Origin of the sequence: Chryseobacterium aquifrigidense (genome assembly GCF_006716485.1) — a bacterium.
Classification (GTDB): Bacteria; Bacteroidota; Bacteroidia; order Flavobacteriales; family Weeksellaceae; genus Chryseobacterium; species Chryseobacterium vietnamense.
Window position 1 is genome coordinate 448,284 of sequence record NZ_VFPD01000002.1, and the last position, 23,166, is coordinate 471,449.

Consider the following 23,166-nt stretch of genomic DNA (forward strand, 5'->3'; position numbering starts at 1 on the left):
AATTAAGAAAATGAAAATCAATCATATTAAAATATTGGCATTCGGAGCTGTACTATTGCTTTCCGCTTCAGGATGTACTAATGACTTTGAACAGTATAACCAGGAAAAAGCAGGAGGCCCTGAAAATTTTTACGCAGATTTTATCGCTGTTGTAGACCCCATGAAATCCATGCAGAGAGGATTACAGTCAGATTATCAGCTGTACCCTAACCTGAGTGCAGATATGTACAGTGGAATGTTCAGTACAGCAACACCATTTAACGGAGGGGTAAATAATCTTACCTATTCAATGATGGATGGATGGAACAATAGAATTATTGCCAGACAGCAGGATATTTTCAATTACTCTCTTATTATTGATAATACCGCTAAGGAAATCTATAAAGGAGTAGATTTTACAGGAACATTTGCTGTTAAAAAAATTCTGAAAGTGATTACGGCTGCAAGAGTTTCAGACAGTCACGGGCCTGTAGTTTACAGCAAATATGAAAAGCCAAATCCGAATGGAGTAACTGATTTTGATTCTCAACAGGAAGCCTACAACTATTTTATTGCTGATCTTACTGCAGCTATTAACGATTTGCAGAAAGTAATCGCCATGTCGGCAACACAGAATGTAGAAGATAAATCGGCATTGAAAAAAGCAGATTTAGTATATGGTGGAAATATGGCGCAATGGGCAAAGTTTGCCAACTCACTAAAGCTGAGGTTAGCCATGCGAATGAGCTATGCAGATCCTGCAAAATCTAAACAATATGCTGAGGAGGCATTAGCTTCACCTGCCGGATTAATTACCGACAATGCAGATAATGCGCTGATCAGCGTAGGGCAGTCAGAATTGAGTTTCATCATTTACTCATGGGGAGACTGTTTGATCGGAGCACCTTTGATGGCTTATATGAATGGATATAACGATCCAAGACTTTCTGCATATGCTATTCCGGCATCTGACCCAGGTTTACAAGGAAAATACATAGGAATACGTCAGGGAATTGATTTATTAAATGGTAAATCAACTTATGGAGGATTCTCACAGCCACAGGCAAAATCTGCCAGCGGAGATTATTTTTCAGGTACAGATGGTAAAATGAAATTATTTACTGCTGCAGAAACATGGTTCCTTAGAGCTGAAGCTGCTTTGAGAGGATATGTAGGAGCAGGAGATATTCAAACCAACTATACAACCGGGGTTCAGCAGTCTTTTGGAGAATGGGGGAAAAGTGCGAGCGTTGCAACATACCTTGCGGATAACACTTCTACAGAAGCACCTTATGTAGATCCGAAAAATGCAGACAATAACATCGGTTTAGGACATCCTCAGTTAAGTACCATTACCATTGCATGGAATAACGGGGATACCAACGAAAGAAAATTAGAAAGAATTATTACCCAAAAATGGCTTTCTCTTTATCCCAACGGACCGGAAGCATGGGCTGAGCAGAGAAGAACAGGATATCCGGTTCTCTTCAAAGTAAGAAAAAATGACAGTGGTGGAGCCATTAGTACAGAAGCAATGATCAGAAGAATTCCTTTCACTATTGATACCAAAACGTCATTATACAATTATCAGCAGGCAGCTCAAATGCTTAACGGACCTGACACCGGAGGTACAAAACTTTGGTGGGATAAAAAATAAAAAATATTCAGAATCACTCATTAATAAAGAGACATCTCAACATCAGATTTTTATTTGATACATTCATTGAAGCGGGAGAATAGAGTAGAATCTCCAAAAAATTTATAGTTTCGTTTTTTTAGCCTGAATGAATCCTTGAGATGTTCTCTTTTATTTAGAATTTTATTTTCAAATATGGGAAAAAACAACTCCGGAACCCGTCGGATCCAGCCAATTCTTTGGATTTCAACATTATATTTTGCAATGGGTGTTCCCTTTGTAACCATTAATGCGGTTTCAGGAATCATGTATAAAGATATGGGCGTTTCGGATTCACAAATTACATTCTGGACAGCCCTTATCCTGTTCTCCTGGACATTAAAACCACTTTGGAGTCCGTTCCTGGAGATCTATAAAACAAAAAAATTCTTTGTTGTTTCTACTCAGTTTGCCATAGGAATTCTCTTTGCATTAGTGGCTTTAAGTCTGCCAATGCATGATTTTTTCAAGTACAGTATTGCCCTTTTTGCAGTAATAGCATTTTGTGGAGCTACCCATGATGTGGTAGCAGACGGAACGTATATCGGCTTTCTTACCAATAAAGAGCAGGCAAAATATATCGGCTGGCAGGGCGCTTTTTACAACCTCGCGAAGATTATCAGCAGCGGCGCACTCGTTTATTTTGCAGGTGTTTTAGAAAAAACAAAAGGAGTTACCAATGCCTGGATGATCATTATGGTGATCTATGCACTGCTGTTTTTTCTATTAGCTATTTATCACTATTTCATTCTGCCGAAAGAAAACAAAGAAGAACATAAAGAAGAGAAAAATGCCGGAAATGTTCGTAAAGAATTATTGGAAGTGATTACCTCTTTCTTTACCAAAAAAAAGATTCTGTGGTGCATACTCTTCATTATTCTATACCGTTTTGCAGAAGGATTTGCGATCAAAATTGCCCCTTTATTTTTTAAAGCTCCAAGAACTTCAGGGGGATTGGGATTATCAACTTCCGATATCGGGCTTATTTATGGAACATACGGTTCCGCGGCATTTATTTTAGGTTCCGTATTGGCAGGATATTTTATCTCAGCCCGCGGATTGAAAAGGTCTTTGATATGGCTGTGCTGTGCATTCAATATTCCATTTGTAGTATATGCACTACTGGCACATTACCAACCGTCGGAACTTCTTCCGGTAGGAATTGCTGTGGTGGTAGAATATTTCGGATACGGATTTGGTTTTGTAGGGTTAATGCTCTACATGATGCAGCAGATTGCACCCGGAAAACACAAAACAGCCCATTACGCATTTGCAACAGGAATTATGAACCTTGGGGTGATGATCCCTGGAATGATCAGTGGGACAATCAGCGACTGGATCGGATACAAAATGTTCTTTATCTGGGTCTTGATTGCTACGATTCCTGCTTTTTTAGCCACCTTATTCGTTCCTTTTCCTCATCCTGAAAATCAGAAAGAACAACAAATCAATTCATAATAATTAAAAATAAAAAGTAAAAAATACTTTATGACAGCTCAATCAGTAATGATCCCTTGGCAGGATCGCCCGGAAGATTGCAATGATATCATGTGGAGGTTTTCCGAAAACCCGATCATTAACAGATATGCGATACCAACATCCAACAGTATATTCAACAGTGCAGTAATCCCTTTTGAGGATGGATTTGCAGGAGTCTTCCGTTGTGACAACAAGGCAGTACAGATGAATATTTTTGCTGGTTTCAGTAAAGACGGAATCAATTGGGATATCAATCATGACCCTATTGAAATGCAGGCAGGAAATACAGACATGATTGAATCCGATTACAAATATGATCCGCGTGTTACTTTTATCGAAGACCGTTACTGGATCACATGGTGTAACGGATACAATGGTCCTACCATCGGAATTGGGTATACTTTTGATTTTAAAGAATTTTTTCAGTGCGAAAATGCCTTTCTTCCATTCAACAGAAACGGAGTTTTGTTCCCTGAGAAAATCAATGGTAAATATGCGATGTTGAGCCGTCCGAGTGATAATGGGCATACGCCTTTCGGAGACATCTATATCAGCTATAGCCCTGATATGAAGTACTGGGGGGAACACCGCTGCGTGATGAAAGTAACGCCTTTTGAAGACAGTGCGTGGCAGTGTACAAAAATCGGAGGTGGGCCTGTTCCTATCAAAACAGAAGAAGGATGGCTGCTTTTCTATCATGGCGTGATCAATACCTGCAGAGGATTCAGATATTCAATGGGAGCAGCTTTGCTTGATCTTGAAGATCCTACAAAAGTATTGTACAGAACGAAGCCTTATTTGTTGGCTCCGGCCGAATTGTATGAACTGACAGGAGACGTACCGAATGTGGTGTTCCCTTGTGCAGCATTAACTGAGGGAGACAAAGTAACAGTATATTACGGTGCTGCTGATACCGTGGTTGCAATTGCCTTTGGATATATCTCAGAAATTATTGACTTTATGAAAAAGAATTCAATTTAATACAGTAATATAAAGTTTAGGAAAATAGGTTAATCATCTTAATTTTCCCGTTTGCTGGGAATTTTATAATGGTTTTCCTATTTTTAACCAACTTTTAAACAAAAAAATCTCCGATATCTCTATTATCATGAAAAAAGAACTGCTTATCTGCTTTTTTACAACCCTGATTTCTGTAGCGAATGCCCAGCAAAATAAAAATGATGTTTTATCCTGGGTTGACCCTTTTATAGGAACAGGAGGTCATGGACATACCTTTCCAGGGGCAACTACGCCATTTGGGATGATACAGCTGAGTCCGGATCAGAATACGAAAAGCGGCGACTGGGACTGGTGTTCCGGATACCACTACAGCAGTAAGACGATCATGGGATTCAGTCATAACCATCTTAGCGGAACAGGTTGGGCAGACCTTGGAGATATTCTGGTAATGCCAACGGTAGGACAGGTAAAAATGGTTCCGGGATCAGAAGATCAACCGGAAACAGGGTACCGTTCAAAATTTACACATGATAAAGAAGTGGCGTCTCCGGGATATTATTCCGTAATGTTGGACAGCTATGGAATCAAAGCTGAGCTGACCGCTTCCCCAAGAGTAGGATTTCATAAATATACTTTCCCTAAAAGTGATGAATCTAATATCATTATTGATCCTACCAATAAAATCTTCGGAAATATCTACCATACTTTAGTGAGTGTGGAAGGCAATAATAAAATCAAAGGTTACTGTTACAGCAATGGCTGGGGAGGTAAACGGTTTGCATACTTCGTGATGGAGTTTTCCAAACCGTTTAAGTCTTACGGCGTGTATGCTGACGGGAAAATCAAAAATGATGAAAAAATTGCCCTTGCCAAGGATGCTAAAGCCTTTGTAAGATTCTCAACAGAAGACCAGGAAAGTATTGAAGTAAAAGTATCTTTATCTCCGGTGAGCACAGAAAACGCACAGGAAAATTTCGATACCGAAGCAAAAAATATTGACTTTGCCAAAGCGAAAGAAACAGCCCAAAAAACCTGGAGAGACCTTATCGGAAGATTCCAGGTGACAGGAGGAACAGACAGTCAGAGAAAAATTTTCTACACAGGCGTTTACCATACCTTCATTGCTCCCAACCTTTATATGGATGTGAATGGAGATTATGTTGCCGCTCAGGAAAACATGAATACCAAATGGTTCACGAACTACAGTACTTATTCATACTGGGACGGATTCAGAGCAACGCACCCGCTTTTGACCATTATGGATCAGAAACATACAAAAGAATTTGCCAATTCCTTAATCAGCAGATATACAGACCGTAAAGATCATATGCCCATCTGGGAACTTTGCGGATATGATAACTTCTGTATGTTAGGTTATCACAGTGCTTCGGTAATCTGGGATGCCATTTCAAAAGGCGTTCCGGGTATTGATGGAGAAAAAGCATTTGCAGCAATGAAAGATGCTTCTTTAACAGACAAAATGAGCAGCAGTGATGGAGGCGGAGGTCTTAATGATTATATCAGGTTAGGCTATACACCATCAGAAAACGGTGCTTCAGTTTCTGCAACCCTTGAATATTCATATGATGACTGGTGTATCCAGCAGCTTGCAGAAAAATTAGGGAAGAAAGAAGAAGCAGAAGTGTATAAAAAACGTTCTATGAATTTCCTGAATACCTTCAATAAAGAAAATAATCATTTCTGGCCAAGACAAAAAGACGGGAAATTCTTAGCGGATTTCAAGCTTAATGATTGGAAAAAACTCCAGCCACACTGGGTTTCCGGAAATATCTGGGCCTATGATTTCTTTGTTCCGCATCAGATTGATGAAATGATGAATCTGTATGGAGGAAAAAAAGGTTTTGAAGAAAAACTGGATAAGACCTTTACAGAAGCACTTCATATGGAAGGAGAACAGCATGTTGATATCTCAGGTTTTATCGGATCTTTAGGATTTGGAGATGAACCTGGACATCATGTTCCATACCTCTACAACTATGCAGGAAATCCTTACAAGACTCAGAAAATGGTGAAATTTATCCGTGACAATATGTACGCGGCAAAACCGGACGGAATTGTAAATAACGAAGATTGCGGTCAAATGTCGGCATGGTATATTTTCTCTTCATTAGGATTTTATCCTGTGACGCCAGGAAAACCTGTTTATGCTATCGGAGCCCCACAATTTCCGAAAGCTTCATTAAAACTAGAGAATGGAAGAACTTTTACCGTGATCGCAGACAAGATATCCGACAAGAATATCTACGTTCAGAAAATGTTCCTGAATGGAAAAGAATACAAAAGCTGGGAACTGAACCATAGCGATATCATGAACGGTGGCGAGCTTAGATTCGTAATGGGAAGCAAGCCGGTAAAATAAGACTATAAAAATAAACGAAACAAAAGTATCAATGGAAAGGAGAAATTTTATTAAAACAAGTGCACTGGCAGGAGCCGGATTGCTGTTTACTCAGAATGTTTTTGCTAAAAATTTAGTGCTGGATGATTTTCCTGTTGTCCGTGTTCCTAAAGAAAAAAGACATTTTACCAGCGAATCCGTAGAAAATGCTATCGCTGCTTTTAAAAAGAAAGTTAAAAACAAAGAACTCGGCTGGCTCTTTGAAAACAGCTTTCCGAATACATTAGATACTACCGTTTTCTATAGTGAAACCAACGGAACGCCGGATACTTACGTCATCACAGGAGATATTGATGCGATGTGGCTTCGTGACAGTTCTGCACAGGTTTTCCCTTACCTGCAGTTCTCTAAAAAAGATGAAAAGCTGCACAAACTGATCTCAGGAGTGATCCACAAACAGACGACTTTCATCCTGAAAGATCCTTATGCAAACGCTTTCTATAACGATGATCAAAAGATCAGTAAATGGAAAGAATATGACCATACCGATATGAAACCGGGAACCCATGAAAGAAAATGGGAAATAGACTCTCTGTGTTATCCTATCCGTCTTGCCTATCACTTCTGGAAAACAACCGGAGATACAAAGCCTTTCGATGCCAACTGGCTGAAAGGAATTAAACTTACCCTGCAGACTTTCACAGAACAGCAGAGAAAAAATGATCTTGGACCTTACAAATTCGAGCGTACAACAGCGTGGGCAACAGATGGAGTTCCTATGGGAGGATATGGTTATCCGACAAAACCGGTGGGTCTTATCAGCTCTATGTTCCGTCCAAGTGACGATGCTACTATTTATGGATTCCTGATTCCGTCTAACTTATTTGCAGTAGTAAGCTTACGTCAGGCAGCGGAAATGGTTTCTCAGATTAAAAATGAAAAAACGTTGGCTCAACAGCTGAACAGCCTTGCTGATGAGGTAGATGCAGCCATCAAAAAATACGGAATTTACAATCATCCTGAATTTGGAAAAATCTATGCTTTTGAAGTGAATGGCTTTGGAAGCTACAACCTGATGGATGATGCGAACTGTCCAAGCTTGCTGGGACTGCCTTATCTGGATGCGGTGAAAGCTGACGACCCTGTATATTTGAATACAAGAAAATTTGTGTGGTCAGAAAACAACCCGTTCTTCTTCAAAGGTAAACTGGCAGAAGGGATAGGAGGTCCGCATATCGGACTTGACATGATCTGGCCAATGAGTATCATCATGAAGGCACTCACTACCAAAGATAAAAGTGAGATCAGATGGTGTATTGATACTCTACAGAAAACGCACGGCGGGACAGGCTTTATGCATGAATCCTTCCATAAAGACGATGCCAAAAAGTTCACCAGAGAATGGTTTGCATGGGCGAATACATTATTCGGTGAGTTGTTATGGAAAACCTTTAACGAAAACCCTGAGCTACTGACATAGCCCTCCCTTTTTATATGGCTTATTCATCTGAGATACTTTCCTGAAAAGAAGGTATCAGGGGGAAAGCTATATAAAATTCAGACACCAAAGCACCTTAAAAAAATTATACAATGAAAAAAAAATCCATCCTTACCGCACTGATGGCAGTGATGCTTCAGTCAGGGTCTCTGATCAACGCACAGCAGCTTAATCCTACAGGAATTTGCTATGTGGAAGTGAATAACAACAACCTCCTGAATGCAGGAGCGTATAAACTGCAGACATCGAACAGCTATCTGTTCAATGTGGTGAATATTTTTGCGGCTAATATTAATTATGATAGCAGCCGTGGAAGAGCTTATCTGTATTCCAATAATAATGTTACGAAAGTGCTTACCAATGCGGATACTTACATAAAGCCACTTCAGCAGAAAGGAATGAAAGTAGTCCTGACTATTTTAGGAAACCATCAGGGAGCAGGGATCTGTAATTTTCCTACCCGTGAAGCCGCAAAAGACTTTGCATTACAGCTTGCCAATACAGTGAATACCTATGGTCTTGATGGAATTGATTTTGATGACGAATATTCAGAATACGGAAATAACGGAACCGGGCAGCCTAACGACAGCTCTTTTGTAATGCTTGTTCAGGAGCTCAGAGCATTATTACCGAATAAGATTATTTCATTCTATTATTATGGTCCTGCTGCTTCAAGACTTTCATGGAATGGAGCCAGAGTGGGAGATAATGTTAATTACAGTTGGAATGCCATGTATGGAACATTCTCAGCTCCTAATGTACCTCCTCTTACCAAAGCACAAATTTCTCCTGCAGCCGTATGGATGGGAAATACTTCCAATTCTACAACCACCAGCCTGGCCACTCAGACTAAGAACGGTGGTTACGGAGTATTTATGTGGTATGATTTACATGGAACCAATGAAACATCACAACTTTCAGCAGGAACTCAAACATTATATGGAGAGCCGACTGTTTTAAGCGGTACTTTACAGTCATGGACACAAGGAACAAACTGTGATGCGCCTATTGGACTGTACACAAGCAATCTTACCGGAACAAGTGCAAAACTGAACTGGTCTGCTGTTGGAACCAATACCTATGATATTGATTATAAACCAGCTTCTTCCACAACATGGACGAATGCTGTGTCTGCAACGAGCGCTACTTCTGTAACTGTTTCAGGCTTAACAGCCAATACAGAATACGATTGGAGAATCAGAACCAACTGCAGCGTGAAAAGCGCTTACATGTTTGCACCAAGATTTACCAGTACCTCAGGAACAACGCCTACAGGTTCTTATGCATTATCTCTGGATGGAAGTACTGAATCAGGGGCTGCCGGAAGTATGAACCTGAGCGGTTCCGCATTATCTTTTGAAGGCTGGATCAAACCTTCGTCCTTCAAGTCTGCTTCTCCTTATATTTCTTCTATCATGGGAACTGAAGTAAGCGACAGTAATTCCGCATTCTTACGATTAGGAGATGCCAGCCTGGCCAATAATAAGCTTCAGTTTGTAGTAAGTATTAATAATGTTCAGCAAAAACTGGCTTCCGCAACTGCTTTGAATGCCAATACCTGGTATCATGTTGCAGCAACATATGACGGTGCCAATATGAAAATTTATATTAACGGGGTTCTGGATGCGACTAAAGCACAAACCGGAAGTGTGAATTCAACTGGAGCATTCAACGTAGGCTATCTATACAATACTTCGCGAAATTTCAATGGCAAAATAGACGAAGTAAGAGTTTGGAAACGTGCATTGAGTCAAACGGAGATCAGTCAGAATATGTGTAATGTATCAGTTCCGGCTACATCATTGGCTGCTTATTGGAAGTTTAACGAAGGAAGTGGTTCTACTGTTCAGGATACATCCGGAAACGGAGTAACTTTAACATTGACAGGTGTTGATGCTTCCAATTGGGGAACAGATCTGCCATGTGCAACAGGAAGCTCACTATTGGCAAGAAATGCTTCAAGCCAAAAGGCAATAAGTGCAGGACAGACCAATAGTAAAAATCAAATCAAATTATATCCGAATCCGGTAAGCAAATCTTCATCACTTACCGTTTCTGTTCCGGATGAATACAGCAAAGGAAAATTAACGGTTTATGATTTTAATGGAAGAATCGTTGACACAAAATCACTGAATTCCGGAGATAACCAAATTGAATTGACAAGACTTTCAGCAGGAAGCTATATCGTTCAGTTTGAATCTCATGATGGAAGTTTAAAACAATCCGAAAAACTAATTGTAAAATAATAAACCAGTCATTGGGCTTCGGCCCAATGATTTTTTCTACTACAAAATTGATATACTATGAGAAAAAAATCCTTTTTTATTCCTCTAATGGCTCTGATGCTTCAGTCAGCTCCATCACTCAAGGCACAGCAGCTTGATCCTTTGGGAGTCTGCTATGTGGAAGTGAACAACAATAATATGCTGAATGCAGGTTCCTATACTCTGCAAAATACCAACAGACAGCTTTTTGATGTTGCTATTATTTTTGCAGCCAACATCAACTATGATGTTTCTAAAAACCGTGCTTACATCTCCAACAATAACAATGTTACCAAAGTCCTGAATGATGTTAATACCTACGTAAAACCTTTACAGCAAAAAGGAATAAAAGTACTTCTGGATCTTTTAGGAAATCACCAGGGAGCAGGAATTTCTAATTTTCCTAACCGTGAAGCAGCTAAAGATTTTGCTCTGCAGGTTGCTCATACTGTTTACACCTACGGTCTGGATGGAGTAGACCTTGATGACGAATACGCAGGATACGGAAATAACGGAACAGGACAGCCTAATAACAGTTCTTTTGTAATGCTTTTACAGGAATTGAAAGCGGCAATGCCTGATAAACTGATTACATTCTACTACTACGGTCCGGCTACAACCAGACAAACTTATAACGGAGATTTAGCAGGAAATTATATTAATTATACCTGGAACGCCATGTACAGTACGTACAATGCACCTGTTGTTCCTCCACTGGATAAATCCAAAATTTCTGCAGCCGCAACATGGATTCAAAACTCCAATCCAAGCTCTACATCAGCAACAACATTGGCAAATTTAGCCACCAGCACAAAAAATGATCAATATGGTGTGTTTATGTGGTATGATCTGCCGGGAACAAATGTTGCCAGCTATCTGAGTACGGGTTCCAATATCCTTTACAACGAAAATACGCTTTTAAGCGGTCAGTTATATTCATGGTCTCAGGGACAGACCTGTGATCCGCCATTGGGACTGGATGTTTCCAATGTGACAGGAACTTCAGCAAAACTGAACTGGACTTCCAATGCTTCCCAGTCTTACAATATTGACTATAAACCGGCCAATTCCACAGTATGGACGAATGTGGGCAACAATTATTCAGGAAATAATATTGTCATCAACAACCTTACTCTGAATACCAATTACGACTGGAGAATACAGTCCAACTGCTCACCGACATTAACAAGTACTTATATTTTTGCACCAAGGTTTAATTCCGGAAGTGGCTGCACTACGCCATCAGGATTAACTTCCGGAAGTTTCCTTGGTAATACAGCCCAGTTATCATGGGATGCAGGAAACGCCACTTCATATACTCTACAGTATAAAACTGCTGCTGCCACAACCTGGTCTGAAATCCCGAATATCACAACCAATTCATATTCATTACAGAATCTGACACCTAATACCAACTATGTATGGAAAGTGCAGGCAGGATGTGCGGGAGGAACTACAAGTATCTATTCAGGAGAAGGAGCATTCAACAGTGGTTTTGCACCTGTTACAAGTCCCGGAGCAAGATCCCTTTCTTTCAATGGAAGCACGCATTATCTTAACGCAGGACAGTTTAACCTGAGTGGAAATGCTATGACATTTGAAGGTTGGGTAAAAGTAAATGCTTTTAAAACGGGATTCCCTTATATTTCATCAGTAATGGGTATTGAAGTGGGAGATAATAACTCGGCTATGCTTCGTTTCGGAGATGGAAACCTGGCGAATAATAAACTGCAGTTTATATTGAGTTTCGGTTCATCACAAGTGAAACTGAATACGAATACAGCATTCAATACCAATACATGGTACCATATTGCAGCCACTTATGACGGTGCAGCAATGAAAATTTATGTCAATGGAAATCTGGATGCAAGTTCAGCAGTGACAGGTAATTTCAATGCCAACGGCATTCTTTATCTGGGTAGAAATTATGATAATTCCCGTACAATCAATGGATTCCTTGATGAATTCAGAGTTTGGAAAAAAGCATTAACACCACAGGAAATTCTGAGTAACAGCTGTAATGTTCCTGCCAACTCTACGGGTCTTGAAGCGAACTGGAAAATGGATGAAGGAAGTGGAATGGGAGCTTTAGATGCTACAGCCAACACTCATTTTGCAACCCTGATCAATATGACAGATGCGAACTGGAGAACAGATGTTGCCTGTACTTCATCTCTTGCCGTGAAAGATATTGAATCTGTAAAAGAGAACAACACTGTTTATCCGAATCCTGTGAAAAGAGGAAATGATATTCACTTTGCCATCAGCGATAACTCTGCAAGTGAAGTAGCATTGTATGATGCTTCAGGAAAATTGTTCAAAAAACAGAATATTAATCAAAATAATAATGCAGTGAATACGCAGGATTTAATCAGTGGTACTTATATTTACAAGATTACATCTGCAAACAGTAAAGTATTATCAACAGGTAAAATTATTGTGAAATAAAATTCAGATAATGAAGTAGTTATCAGAATTAGTAATATAAAGTCTGAAATACAAAGCAGACAGGCAGGTAGTGTACTCCTGTTTGTCTGTTTTTTCAGTCAAAGGATGTTTGAATTTAAAATAATAAATAATGCAGAATATAGTAGGAATAGATATAGGAGGGTCGCATATCACGCTGGCTCAGGTAGACCCGGAAAAACGTGAAATCATTTCATCCACCTATGTAAGAGAACATGTAGATGCTTTTGAAAAGAAAGAAATTATTTTTAGTGCTTGGGTTTCAGCCATTGAAAAAGTGGCTCATGATCTGGTGAAAGAAGATCTTCTGATCGGTATCGCAATGCCGGGACCTTTCGATTATGACAATGGAATATCGCTGATGCAGCAGGGAAAATTTATTGATATCTATCAGGTGAATATCAAAGAAGAACTGGCAAAAAGACTAGGCATTTCTGAGAAGCTGATTCATTTTGTAAATGATGCGGCAGCCTTTATGGAAGGAGAAGTATTTGGAGGTTGTGCCCAGGGATTCAAAAGTGCTTTTGGAGTAACCCTTGGAACAGGATTGGGAACTACCTTCTTCAATGGAGAATTTGCTACCGATGAAGACTTATGGGATTCGCCTTTTAAAAACTCTATCAGTGAAGATTATCTTGCAACACGATGGTTTGTGAATCGTTATAAAGAACTCACCGGAGAAGAAATTTCAGGGACTAAAGAATTGTTGGATAAACCAGCGGAAATACAAACCCAGATATTTGATGAATATGCAGACTCTTTCTCAGAATTTATCGTAAAATATGTAGATCATTACAAACCGGAAGTTTTAGTTATAGGAGGGAATATTGCGAAGGCATATCCTTATTTCGAACAAAGATTTATTCAGAATTTAACAAAGAATAATATTAACTTGCAGGTTAAAATTTCTGCGATATTTGAAGATGCGGCCATTCTTGGAGCTGCCAGCTATGCATTAAAAAAGCGTATATAAATTAACAAACGAAAAGATACAATGAAGTTTATATTTTCTACTTGCTTACTGTTATTACAGGCCTGGGCGTTAGGTCAGAATATATCTCCCGTAGATTATGTGAATCCTTTAATGGGAACGCAGTCCAAGCCTTCCTTATCCAACGGAAATACCTATCCGGCAGTCGGACTTCCCTGGGGAATGAATATCTGGACACCACAAACCGGGAAAATGGGCGATGGATGGGCTTATACCTACGATGCAGATAAAATAAAAGGATTTAAACAAACGCATCAGCCTTCTCCCTGGATGAATGACTACGGCGCATTTGCCATCATGCCGGGAGTAGGAAAAGTGAAATTTAAAGAAGACGAAAGAGCGAGTTGGTTCAGTCACAAAGCTGAGGTTACAACTCCTTATTTCTACAGTGTATACCTTGCGGACATCAATGTAACTACAGAATTTACACCTACAGAAAGAGCTTCCTATTTTAAATTTGATTTTCCAAAAACAGACAGTGCTTACATCGTCGTAGATGCTTTGAACAAAGGTTCTTACATCAGGATTTTACCTAAAGAAAGAAAAATTATTGGGTATACCACAAAATATTCTACAGGGAAATATGATAATTTTAAAAACTATTTCGTCGTTCAGTTTGATAAAGATTTTGAACTCACAAAAACCTGGAAAGATGATAAATTGGTTAATGACCAATTAGAAATTACCAGTGATCATACAGGAGCTGTCGTAGGTTTTAAGCTTAAAAATAAAGAAACGGTTTATGCAAAAGTAGCCTCTTCATTCATCAGCTTTGAACAGGCAGAACTGAATCTTAAAAGAGAAATCGGAACGAGAAACTTTGAACAGGTAAAAACCGAGGCTAAAAATATCTGGAACAAAACATTAGGAAAAATAGAAGTAAAAGGAGGAACAGATCAGCAGATGAGAACCTTTTATTCGTCTCTGTACAGAACATTATTTTTCCCCCAGAAATTATATGAAGTAGATGCTCAGAATAAAATAAAACATTGGAGCCCTTACAATGGTAAAATTGTTGACGGAAGAATGTTTGCAGGTACCGGATTCTGGGACACGTTCCGCGCTTTGTACCCTTTCCTGAACCTTGTTTACCCAAGCATCAATGTAGAAATGCAGGAAGGATTGGCTAATGCTTACAAAGAAGGCGGATTCTTACCGGAGTGGAGCAGCCCGGGATATTCTGATATTATGATCGGAAACAATTCTGCATCCGTTGTAGCAGATGCTTATATCAAAGGACTTCGTGGATATGATACGGAAGCGCTTTGGCAAGCCGTAAAACATGGAGCGAATAATGAAGGGCCTATAGAAGCAGTAGGCCGTGCAGGAGTAAAGTATTATAATGAATTGGGTTATGTTCCTTACGATGTGAAAATCAATGAAAATGCAGCCAGAACATTGGAGTATGCGTATGACGACTTTTCAATTTATCAGTTAGGAAAAGCATTGGGGAAACCCGCTTCAGAAATTGATATTTATAAGAAAAGAGCTTATAATTATAAAAATGTCTTCGACAAGGAAACAAGTTTGATGCGTGGTAAAAATAAAGACGGGAACTTCCAGAAACCATTCAATCCTTTCAAATGGGGAGATGCCTTTACTGAAGGAAACAGCTGGCATTATACATGGTCTGTTTTTCAGGATATTGACGGTCTGGCAGAATTGATGGGTGGAAAAAAGAAATTTGAAGCCAAATTGGATGAGGTTTTCTCATTGCCTCCTGTTTTTGATAACAGTTATTATGGAGGTGTGATCCATGAGATCAGAGAAATGCAGATCATGAATATGGGACAGTATGCCCACGGAAACCAGCCTATTCAGCACATGATTTATCTGTATAACTACTCAGGAGCGCCTTACAAAACACAATATTGGGCAAGACAGGTAATGAATAAACTGTATCATGCAACTCCGGATGGATATTGCGGTGACGAAGATAACGGACAGACTTCTGCCTGGTATATTTTCTCAGCCCTTGGATTTTATCCGGTAACACCGGCTACTGATCAATATGTGTTGGGAGCACCATTATTTAAAGAAGCAACCATTCATCTTGAAAATGGTAAGAAAATTGAAATAAAAGCTCCGGAAAATAATTCCGAAAATCTATATGTAAAATCACTGAATGTAAACCAACAGCCTTATTCCAAAAACTGGTTAAGTCATAAAGAATTGATGAAAGGAGCTGTGTTAGACTTTAAAATGGATAACAAACCAAATAAAGAAAGAGGTTCACAGGAAAAAGATTTTCCGTATTCAATGTCAAAAGAAGAATCAAATAAATAATTTTAATTTAAACATATAGCTGTATGAGTACAGAAAAAAAAGAAATATTCGATAGAGTAGAGAACATGCTGCAGACACAAGGTTTTAACATTGCAGCAAAAGACGATACAAGACCATGGGGTGGTTTCTTTGTGATTGATGAAACGCAGGCGCAGGATTTTGCCAACCAGTATTTTGATGGGATTGATGTAGACAACTTGAGAATAGGAGGGAAGCTAAGCCCGAAAATTCTTATCGTAGCTCCGGAAGCAAGATTAAGCTGGCAGTATCACCACAGAAGAGCCGAAATCTGGCAGGTAGTAGAAGGAACTGTAGGAATCAAAAGAAGCAATACCGATGAAGAAGGAGAATTGGGAGAATATGGACCAAAAGATCAGGTGAAGCTTCAGCAGGGAGAAAGACACAGATTAATAGGTCTTGCAGGCTGGGGAATTGTTGCCGAAATCTGGCAGCACACCGATGCATCCAATCCTTCCGACGAAGATGATATTGTAAGAGTACAGGATGACTTTGGGAGATAAATAAAAAATCCGCTTCATTGAAGCGGATTTTTTATTGGTAGGGAAACTTGAAACTGGAAGAGGGAGGTTTCTGGAGTTTATCAGAAGTTTTTATTCTCCTTCATTATTTATGTATCTATAAGCTGGCAGCAAAAAATAAACCTTATAAGTCTCAAAGACCTATAAGGTTTTGTTTATTCAGAGAATACCTTCCAGTAATTTGCCTCAAAATAGAACACTACCGACTAGCAGTACTCCCAGCTTCACTCTTCCAGCTTCCCGCTTTTAAAACGTCACATCCAGTCCCAAATAGAAGTTCGCCTTCATAATCGGGGCGTATACCATTCCACCATCAAAATAATTTCCGAAAGGATTTTTAAAATCTACAATCGCATTTTTCTGATAATAAGAAGTAAGGTTTTCACCTCCTACATAAGCTCTGATCTTTTTATTAAAGTTTCTTGATATCTGAGCATTAAGAACCGCATAAGATTCAGAATAGGTTGGCAGCTGAAATTCAGCAGGATTCGTTGAAGTATCAGGAAGTCTTTGTTTTCCAACCCAGTTTAAAGTCGTATCAAAGCTCCAAAATCCTCCTTTATCTGTTTTATTGGTTGAATAAGCCAGATTCACAAACCCTCTGTGCTTAGCCATAAAAGGAACTTCTCTTCTTCCACCTATATAATCCGCCTGTACATCATAATACTTATAAGCAAGTCTTACTTCAAGATTTTTTACAGGCATGAAATCCCATTGGGTCTGGAATGAATTCGCAAAAGATTTACCATCCAGATTATAGAATGTAAGCTGTTGAGGAGACTTATCCAAATCTACCAATACCTGATCCTGAAAATCTGTTCTGAAAAAGTCTGCAACAATGCTTGATTTTCTTCCGAACAATTTGAATTCCTGTTGCAAGCTCGCCCCATAATTCCATGCGATTTCAGGTCTCAATCCATAAATATTTCCTCCGTTAGGTAAAATATTGATAGCTCTGTTCGAAGCAAAATACTGCTGACTTTCCGCAAATACATTCGCTGTTCTGAATCCTCTTCCCGCAGAAAGTCTTAAAATAGTCTGAGGCGTGAAATCATATTTAAAATTAAGTCTCGGCGTAAACTGTGTTCCTGCAAGATTGTGAAAATCTACCCTGGAACCCGCTACTAAAGTATATTTTAAACCTGTTAAAGTATATTCAGCAAAAATACCCGGTACAATTTCATTTCTTCTCACATCATCAAGTAAATACGTTTCTTTATAACCATCATATAAGAAACTTGCTCCAGCCTTATACTTGTGGTTGGTATTTCCTATGATACTTTCAAAAATTAAATTGGAATAATACGTGTGCTGCTGTCCTGCATAATTTCTCAATCCAAAGAAACTGTCCTGTTGGTGGTAAACGTATTGGTTCATCCACCCGATACTCTGGTAAGGTTTTCCTTTAAAAACATACCCTGTTTTATTCCAGACCTGGAATCTTGAAATATCGATTCCTACCCCATAAAAAGGTTGTTTATCCTGGCCCAGTTTTTTATCAAATCCAATCTGTCCTGCAGTTCTTTCATCTCGGATATAGTTAATTCCGAAATGAGACCCGAATCCGGATTTTTCAAGATCATTATAATTCAGCAGATACGCTGCATTGATCTGGGAACCTTTTGGTCTGTCCAGAAAACCGTCATGGTTCATATCCGTATTACCAAAAGTTCCGTTTCCGTGAAGAAGGAAAGTCTGTGACCATTTATCGTTGATAGGAGAAACATTGGTAACATTTATTTCCGCTCTTCCATTAAAGTCGGAAAAAAGGTTCAGTGACGTTTCAGGAGTCTTGGCATTCTTTAAAAGTTCAGTATTGATCTGTCCTGTGATACTTTCGTAACCGTTTGTAACCGTACTTCCTCCTTTGGTAAGCTGAATACTTTCAATCCATCTTCCTGGGATAAAGTTTAATCCATAAGCAGAAGCCAATCCTCTGATCTCAGGGAGTTGCTCCTTCGTTAAGCTGGTATATTTCTGATCCAAACCAAGCATTTTCAGCTGTTTTGTCCCTGTAACCGCATTACTGAAAGATACGTCTACCGTTGCATTGGTTTCGAAACTTTCAGACAGATTACAGCAAGCAGCCTTTAACAGCTCTTTTTTATCAATATTAAAAACAAGTCCGGCTTCTTTCTTGCTTAAAGCTGTTGCTGCCTTAGAACCTGTTACAATAACTCCGTCGATATTTTTTTCATGCTGAGAATGATCTTCTTTAGCCGCAGAGGTCTCATTGTCTTTATGATCTTCATGCTTTGCTCCTTCTTCATAATGTACCTTTGGATTGGCTTCACCAAAAGTAAAATCCCTGTCATACAGGCAGCATCCAGGGAGTCCGTTGTAAACAGCATCAGAAGCTTTGTATTTTTCATTATCATGTCCTGCATCAGCAATAGCCTTTAAAATCTTATCTGATGAGGTTTTTGAAGGATCAAATTGTAAAGTAACCGTTTGTTTCTCTGCATTCCATTCTGCAGTATTGGCACCGGCATCTTTGGATGCTTTTTCAATTCTGGCTTTACAAGAAGCACAATTTCCTCTTACGTAGAACTCGTTTTCTTTTTTAGTGGAAATAGTAGCCTCTGCATGGTGCTCGTGATGTGTTTCTGCTTGTGAAGGCTGTAGATCTCTATCGTAATGACAGCATCCGGGAAGGCCATCGTATGTTGTGTCAGAAGCCTTGAACTTTTCGTTATCATGACCTGCTTCTGCTACTTTTTTCAAAATATCATCAGCAGACGTCTTATCTGTTTCTAAGGTTAGTATCTGAAGATCAATAGAGTAAACAGCTGTTTTAGCACCTGCTTTTTTAGCTGCACTTTCAATTCTTGTTTTGCACATTTCGCAGTTCCCTTTTACCTTGAACTGATTTTTTGAAAGTGTCTGAGCAGATATAAATTGTGTAAATAGGAATAATGCACCAAGTATCAACCTGGAAATATGTAATTTCATTTTGTTTAAAAGTTTAAATTAATTAAAAAACAGTTCACTATAAGACATAATGAACCCTTGATGTTTTAATTAACCTATCTTGGGCGGTTGCCAGATTTCCTTTAAACGGTCTGAAAGATAAGGATCTGCATACTGAAACTGAGGATTCTTATTCGCTTTGTAATAAGACAGCTCCAGACGTAGATTCTTTGAGAAAGGGGTTTCAATAAAAGTGTAGCAGGCAATACATGATGAACAGCAGTCATCATTACATGATTTTGTGTTATCATGTTTGCTGTCTTTTTTTGAAGAATGATTTTTACAGCAGTCCATTTTTTGGGAAGACTCTGCCTTACAGCATGTTTCCTGTGCCCCTTGCGCATAGAAATTGTCCTTAGGAACCAAAAAGATTCCCAGGCAAAACACTATTGCAAGTAGGTGAAACAGCTTCATATCTGCAAAAATACAAAATTTATGGCAAAGGATCACCAACTTTTAGAGAGCAGCTATGCCAAGGCTCGCCATGGGCAGGATTTAGTTTTGGTTTTTCACCCATCGCCAGATTCTGTGCTGCAGGTGCAGGAGCAGGACTTGGAGTCGTTTGCACTACATTTTGTGCCGGTTGTGGTGTTGGAGCTGGTTTGCTGTTTAATGGTTGTCCCACAGGAATATCACATCGGTGTCCGGGTTGTCCATGTGGAGGATTCATTCCCGGAGCTGTTTTTGTCTGCTTTCCGTTGTTGTCCAATACAATTTTTCCTGGTGATACGGCATTAGGATCTATCTGAACGATATTGTTTCCGTTTGCATTTATATTTTGAGAAACAGGAGTAGCTGTTGCAGGAGCACCATTCAGAGGTTGTCCTACAGGGATGTCGCATCGGTGTCCGGGCTGTCCGTGTGGAGGATTCATTCCCGGAGCTGTAGCCAAAGGAGCAGGAGCAGAGCTGGATTGGATGCCTGCCTGATCCATCAGAGCGGTTTTTGAAGTGTTATTGAGGGCTACGTTGGGTTGTCCAGCGTTGGCTTCTTCTTTTAAATAAGTAGCTCTTTCATCCTTTTTACAAGATGCAGCTAACAGTGATACGGCGATCAAACCTATAAATGTATTCTTCATATCCATGGGTATGAAACAAAATTAGCAAAACATTTTCAATTGTTTTGCTAATTTTATACTTATAATTTGATTTTTGGATTAATTTTTTACCAAAAGTCTAAACCCTTCTCCGTGAACGTTGATGATTTCTAATCCTTCGTCGTCTTTTAATAGTTTACGAAGCTTGGCAATATATACGTCCATACTTCTTGCTGTAAAGTAATTTTCTTTTTTCCAGATCTTTCTTAAGGCAAGATCTCTCGGCATAAAATCATTTCTGTGGATGCAAAGAAGTTTTAATAATTCATTTTCTTTAGGAGAAAGTTTGTATTCTTTATCACCTACTTTCAACTGTCTCAGCATAGAGTCGAAGAAAATATTGCTGATCTTGAACTGCTCCTGCTCTTCATTTTCCAATGTGGAACTTCTCTGAAGAATTGCTTTTATTTTGTATAAAAGAAGTTCTGTATCAAAAGGTTTTGTAATATAATCATCTGCTCCCAACTGATATCCTTTCAAGATATCTTCTCTCATATTTCTTGCAGTAAGGAATATGATGGGTGTATTTTTATCAATCTTTTTTACGTCTTCCGCTAATGAAAATCCATCTTTTTTAGGCATCATTACGTCAAATATGCAGATATCGAATTCATTTTCTGTAAATTCTTTTAATCCCTGCTCTCCGTCAGTGGCAAGAGTTACTTCAAAATTATTGATGGTCAAATAATCTTTAAGCACCGCCCCGAAACTCTGATCGTCCTCTACTAATAATATTCTGTTGCTCATAATTTTAATAATTAATAATTAACAATTAAGAATGAACTTCCTCACTCTATCTTCTATATTTTGATATTTGGTTTAAACTTATAATTGATGAATGATCATTGATAATTGATGTGAAGGAGAAGTTTAATCATTTATCGCTTATCATCTATCGTTTATTTTTCTAGCTCATTGGCAGCTTTATCGTGAACGTACTTCCATTTCCTTTATGAGAGTCTACAATAATCTGTCCTTTGTGCAGTTCTACAATTTTCTTCACGTAAGAAAGGCCTAATCCCTGTCCTTTTACGTTGTGGATATTTCCGGTTTCTTCCCTGAAGAATTTTTCGAAAATTTTGGTTTTATTCTGGGTATCCATTCCCATTCCTTTATCTGAAATTTCAATCACATACCAGTGTCCTTCATTTCTTGTTTCCACATGTATTTCCGGTGCCTCAGGAGAATATTTGTTGGCATTATCCAGTAAGTTCACCAGCATATTCGAGATGTGGAATTCGTCTATTTTAAAATTATACTGAGTAGCATTGAACTTCTGCGTAAGCGTTCCGTTTCTTTGCTGTACAATCAGATTGAAAGATTCTGTTGTTTTTTTGATCAGTTCCCTTACGTTGGCTTCTTTTAAGAACAGTTCCACTTCATTTCGCTCAAGTTTTGACATATTAAGCACATTTTCCACCTGCTTTTTCATCCTTAAGTTTTCCTGCTTGATCAGTTCGGAGTAGTATTTTACCTTATCCGGATTGGTGGCAATTTTGTCATTAGCCAATGAATCCGTTGCAACAGAAATGGTTGCAAGTGGTGTTTTAAACTCATGGGACATGTTGTTGATGAAGTCTGTTTTTACTTCAGCAAGTTTTTTCTGTCTCATCATATAATTGATGGAAATAATATAAATTCCAAGAATGGTAAGGAGAGAAAGGAATGTTCCCAAAAGCATCGGCCAGTTGTTCATCGCCAGTGAATATTCTTTTTTAGGGAATACCAATGCAAGGCTGTATAACGTATTTTTCTTATCGGCAAAAAGAGGAAAGCTGTAGGTATTGCTGTCTTTCTTTTCTTTATAAGCCTTATTGGCAATGCTGGTAAGTTTATTATTACGATCCAGAACTCCATATCCGAATTTGGCAGTGATCCCTCGTATTTTAAGTTCTTTGGCAATAACAGAGTCCAATGTTTTCGGATCTACTCTTTTAGTAATAGGAAGGTTATTTCCATATACTTTCACAAACTCTTTCATGGAGTAATCTCCCGTTTCAATCTCCTGATTGATATCTTGCGTTAATAGTTCGCGATTGGTGGTATCTCTTTTTATTTTATAAGCAGCTTCGTCTGTATACAATGTGGTCAGCTTAATAGAATCTCCTTTTTGAGAAATCGGAAGCTGTGTTTTTTCAATAATATTTTTGGAATAAATAATCTGTCTTTGAGTACCAGAGTCTTCCACTTGCTGAATTGTAGTTAAAGAAGGCTGTTTGCTATTTGCAAGAATATTTTTTCTGAAATCTTTATAATCCTGGTTCAGGTATTTGTCAGCTTCAATTTCTTCAATACTTTTTGAAGTACTTTCCAAAACCGCATACACTTTATTTGAAAAATCCTGTTCCAGTACTCCGTAATAGCCTTTCAACCAATAAAATTGGAGCGTTACAAAGACAATCAGTGAGATCGTCATAAACACTGAAATTATTGGGATGAATTTGTTATTCATTATTTTATTATATAGGTTTTGGAAAAATGAATGTTAAAATTAATTGTTTTAAGAGTACATAAACAAAAAACGAGCCAAAAAATTGTTTTTTTTTTCTTAAAAGAGTGTTTTTTAACAATTATTTATGAATTATCTCTTACTTGTCATATGAA

Annotated in this window: 15 protein-coding genes; 10 read left to right on the forward strand and 5 right to left on the reverse strand. The window is 38.6% G+C overall.

Features of this window, described 5'->3' with window-relative positions:
• The first annotated feature begins 10 nt into the window (after positions 1 to 10).
• The 10 genes from FB551_RS17125 to FB551_RS17170 all read left to right on the forward strand — a co-directional run bounded on the left by FB551_RS17125 (position 11) and on the right by FB551_RS17170 (position 16,478).
• Complete coding sequence (locus FB551_RS17125; RefSeq protein WP_142018362.1) at positions 11 to 1,636, forward strand: SusD/RagB family nutrient-binding outer membrane lipoprotein; 1,626 nt, start codon at positions 11 to 13, stop codon at positions 1,634 to 1,636.
• Positions 1,637 to 1,810: 174 nt separating this feature from the next.
• Complete coding sequence (locus tag FB551_RS17130; protein ID WP_142018363.1) at positions 1,811 to 3,112, forward strand: MFS transporter; 1,302 nt, start codon at positions 1,811 to 1,813, stop codon at positions 3,110 to 3,112.
• A gap of 30 nt (positions 3,113 to 3,142) precedes the next feature.
• Positions 3,143 to 4,114 carry a glycoside hydrolase family 130 protein gene (locus tag FB551_RS17135; protein ID WP_129038662.1) on the forward strand — a complete coding sequence of 324 codons (972 nt, stop codon included), beginning with the start codon at positions 3,143 to 3,145 and terminating at the stop codon, positions 4,112 to 4,114.
• 127 nt (positions 4,115 to 4,241) lie between these two features.
• On the forward strand, positions 4,242 to 6,473 hold the full coding sequence (locus FB551_RS17140) for a GH92 family glycosyl hydrolase (protein WP_226798722.1): 2,232 nt from the start codon (positions 4,242 to 4,244) through the stop codon (positions 6,471 to 6,473).
• Between the two features lie 31 nt (positions 6,474 to 6,504).
• On the forward strand, positions 6,505 to 7,932 hold the full coding sequence (locus tag FB551_RS17145; RefSeq protein WP_142018365.1) for a glycoside hydrolase family 125 protein: 1,428 nt from the start codon (positions 6,505 to 6,507) through the stop codon (positions 7,930 to 7,932).
• A 110-nt stretch (positions 7,933 to 8,042) separates the two neighbouring features.
• Complete coding sequence (locus FB551_RS17150; RefSeq protein WP_142018366.1) at positions 8,043 to 10,196, forward strand: endo-beta-N-acetylglucosaminidase H; 2,154 nt, start codon at positions 8,043 to 8,045, stop codon at positions 10,194 to 10,196.
• Between the two features lie 57 nt (positions 10,197 to 10,253).
• Positions 10,254 to 12,662, forward strand: a complete 2,409-nt coding sequence (locus tag FB551_RS17155; protein ID WP_142018367.1) for an endo-beta-N-acetylglucosaminidase H — start codon at positions 10,254 to 10,256, stop codon at positions 12,660 to 12,662.
• Positions 12,663 to 12,792: 130 nt separating this feature from the next.
• The gene (locus FB551_RS17160; RefSeq protein ID WP_142018368.1) at positions 12,793 to 13,653 is read left to right on the forward strand and encodes an ROK family protein; all 861 of its coding nucleotides are present in this window, start codon (positions 12,793 to 12,795) and stop codon (positions 13,651 to 13,653) included.
• A gap of 21 nt (positions 13,654 to 13,674) precedes the next feature.
• Entirely contained in the window at positions 13,675 to 15,957 is a 2,283-nt protein-coding gene (locus FB551_RS17165; RefSeq protein WP_142018369.1) for a GH92 family glycosyl hydrolase, read from the forward strand.
• Positions 15,958 to 15,980: 23 nt separating this feature from the next.
• Positions 15,981 to 16,478 (forward strand): cupin domain-containing protein, encoded by a 498-nt coding sequence (locus FB551_RS17170; protein ID WP_142018370.1) that lies wholly within the window; start codon positions 15,981 to 15,983, stop codon positions 16,476 to 16,478.
• Positions 16,479 to 16,742: 264 nt separating this feature from the next.
• Here the strand turns inward: FB551_RS17170 and FB551_RS17175 are convergent, their stop codons facing one another.
• From FB551_RS17175 to FB551_RS17195, 5 genes are all read right to left on the reverse strand, one after another.
• On the reverse strand, positions 16,743 to 19,448 hold the full coding sequence (locus FB551_RS17175; protein ID WP_142018371.1) for a TonB-dependent receptor domain-containing protein: 2,706 nt from the start codon (positions 19,446 to 19,448) through the stop codon (positions 16,743 to 16,745).
• Positions 19,449 to 19,517: 69 nt separating this feature from the next.
• The gene (locus FB551_RS17180) at positions 19,518 to 19,880 is read right to left on the reverse strand and encodes a hypothetical protein (RefSeq protein ID WP_226798723.1); all 363 of its coding nucleotides are present in this window, start codon (positions 19,878 to 19,880) and stop codon (positions 19,518 to 19,520) included.
• Between the two features lie 19 nt (positions 19,881 to 19,899).
• The gene (locus tag FB551_RS17185) at positions 19,900 to 20,550 is read right to left on the reverse strand and encodes a hypothetical protein (RefSeq protein ID WP_142018372.1); all 651 of its coding nucleotides are present in this window, start codon (positions 20,548 to 20,550) and stop codon (positions 19,900 to 19,902) included.
• 72 nt (positions 20,551 to 20,622) lie between these two features.
• Complete coding sequence (locus FB551_RS17190) at positions 20,623 to 21,309, reverse strand: response regulator transcription factor (RefSeq protein WP_002982671.1); 687 nt, start codon at positions 21,307 to 21,309, stop codon at positions 20,623 to 20,625.
• A 160-nt stretch (positions 21,310 to 21,469) separates the two neighbouring features.
• Positions 21,470 to 23,014 carry a sensor histidine kinase gene (locus FB551_RS17195; protein WP_142018373.1) on the reverse strand — a complete coding sequence of 515 codons (1,545 nt, stop codon included), beginning with the start codon at positions 23,012 to 23,014 and terminating at the stop codon, positions 21,470 to 21,472.
• Positions 23,015 to 23,166 lie beyond the last annotated feature (152 nt).

Bases quoted from the DNA above. Each gene is read 5' to 3' on its own strand.
- FB551_RS17125 (WP_142018362.1), top strand. From the start codon at position 11: ATGAAAATCAATCATATTAAAATATTGGCATTCGGAGCTGTACTATTG.
- FB551_RS17130 (WP_142018363.1), top strand. From the start codon at position 1,811: ATGGGAAAAAACAACTCCGGAACCCGTCGGATCCAGCCAATTCTTTGG.
- FB551_RS17135 (WP_129038662.1), top strand. From the start codon at position 3,143: ATGACAGCTCAATCAGTAATGATCCCTTGGCAGGATCGCCCGGAAGAT.
- FB551_RS17140 (WP_226798722.1), top strand. From the start codon at position 4,242: ATGAAAAAAGAACTGCTTATCTGCTTTTTTACAACCCTGATTTCTGTA.
- FB551_RS17145 (WP_142018365.1), top strand. From the start codon at position 6,505: ATGGAAAGGAGAAATTTTATTAAAACAAGTGCACTGGCAGGAGCCGGA.
- FB551_RS17150 (WP_142018366.1), top strand. From the start codon at position 8,043: ATGAAAAAAAAATCCATCCTTACCGCACTGATGGCAGTGATGCTTCAG.
- FB551_RS17155 (WP_142018367.1), top strand. From the start codon at position 10,254: ATGAGAAAAAAATCCTTTTTTATTCCTCTAATGGCTCTGATGCTTCAG.
- FB551_RS17160 (WP_142018368.1), top strand. From the start codon at position 12,793: ATGCAGAATATAGTAGGAATAGATATAGGAGGGTCGCATATCACGCTG.
- FB551_RS17165 (WP_142018369.1), top strand. From the start codon at position 13,675: ATGAAGTTTATATTTTCTACTTGCTTACTGTTATTACAGGCCTGGGCG.
- FB551_RS17170 (WP_142018370.1), top strand. From the start codon at position 15,981: ATGAGTACAGAAAAAAAAGAAATATTCGATAGAGTAGAGAACATGCTG.
- FB551_RS17175 (WP_142018371.1), bottom strand. From the start codon at position 19,448: ATGAAATTACATATTTCCAGGTTGATACTTGGTGCATTATTCCTATTT.
- FB551_RS17180 (WP_226798723.1), bottom strand. From the start codon at position 19,880: ATGAAGCTGTTTCACCTACTTGCAATAGTGTTTTGCCTGGGAATCTTT.
- FB551_RS17185 (WP_142018372.1), bottom strand. From the start codon at position 20,550: ATGGATATGAAGAATACATTTATAGGTTTGATCGCCGTATCACTGTTA.
- FB551_RS17190 (WP_002982671.1), bottom strand. From the start codon at position 21,309: ATGAGCAACAGAATATTATTAGTAGAGGACGATCAGAGTTTCGGGGCG.
- FB551_RS17195 (WP_142018373.1), bottom strand. From the start codon at position 23,014: ATGAATAACAAATTCATCCCAATAATTTCAGTGTTTATGACGATCTCA.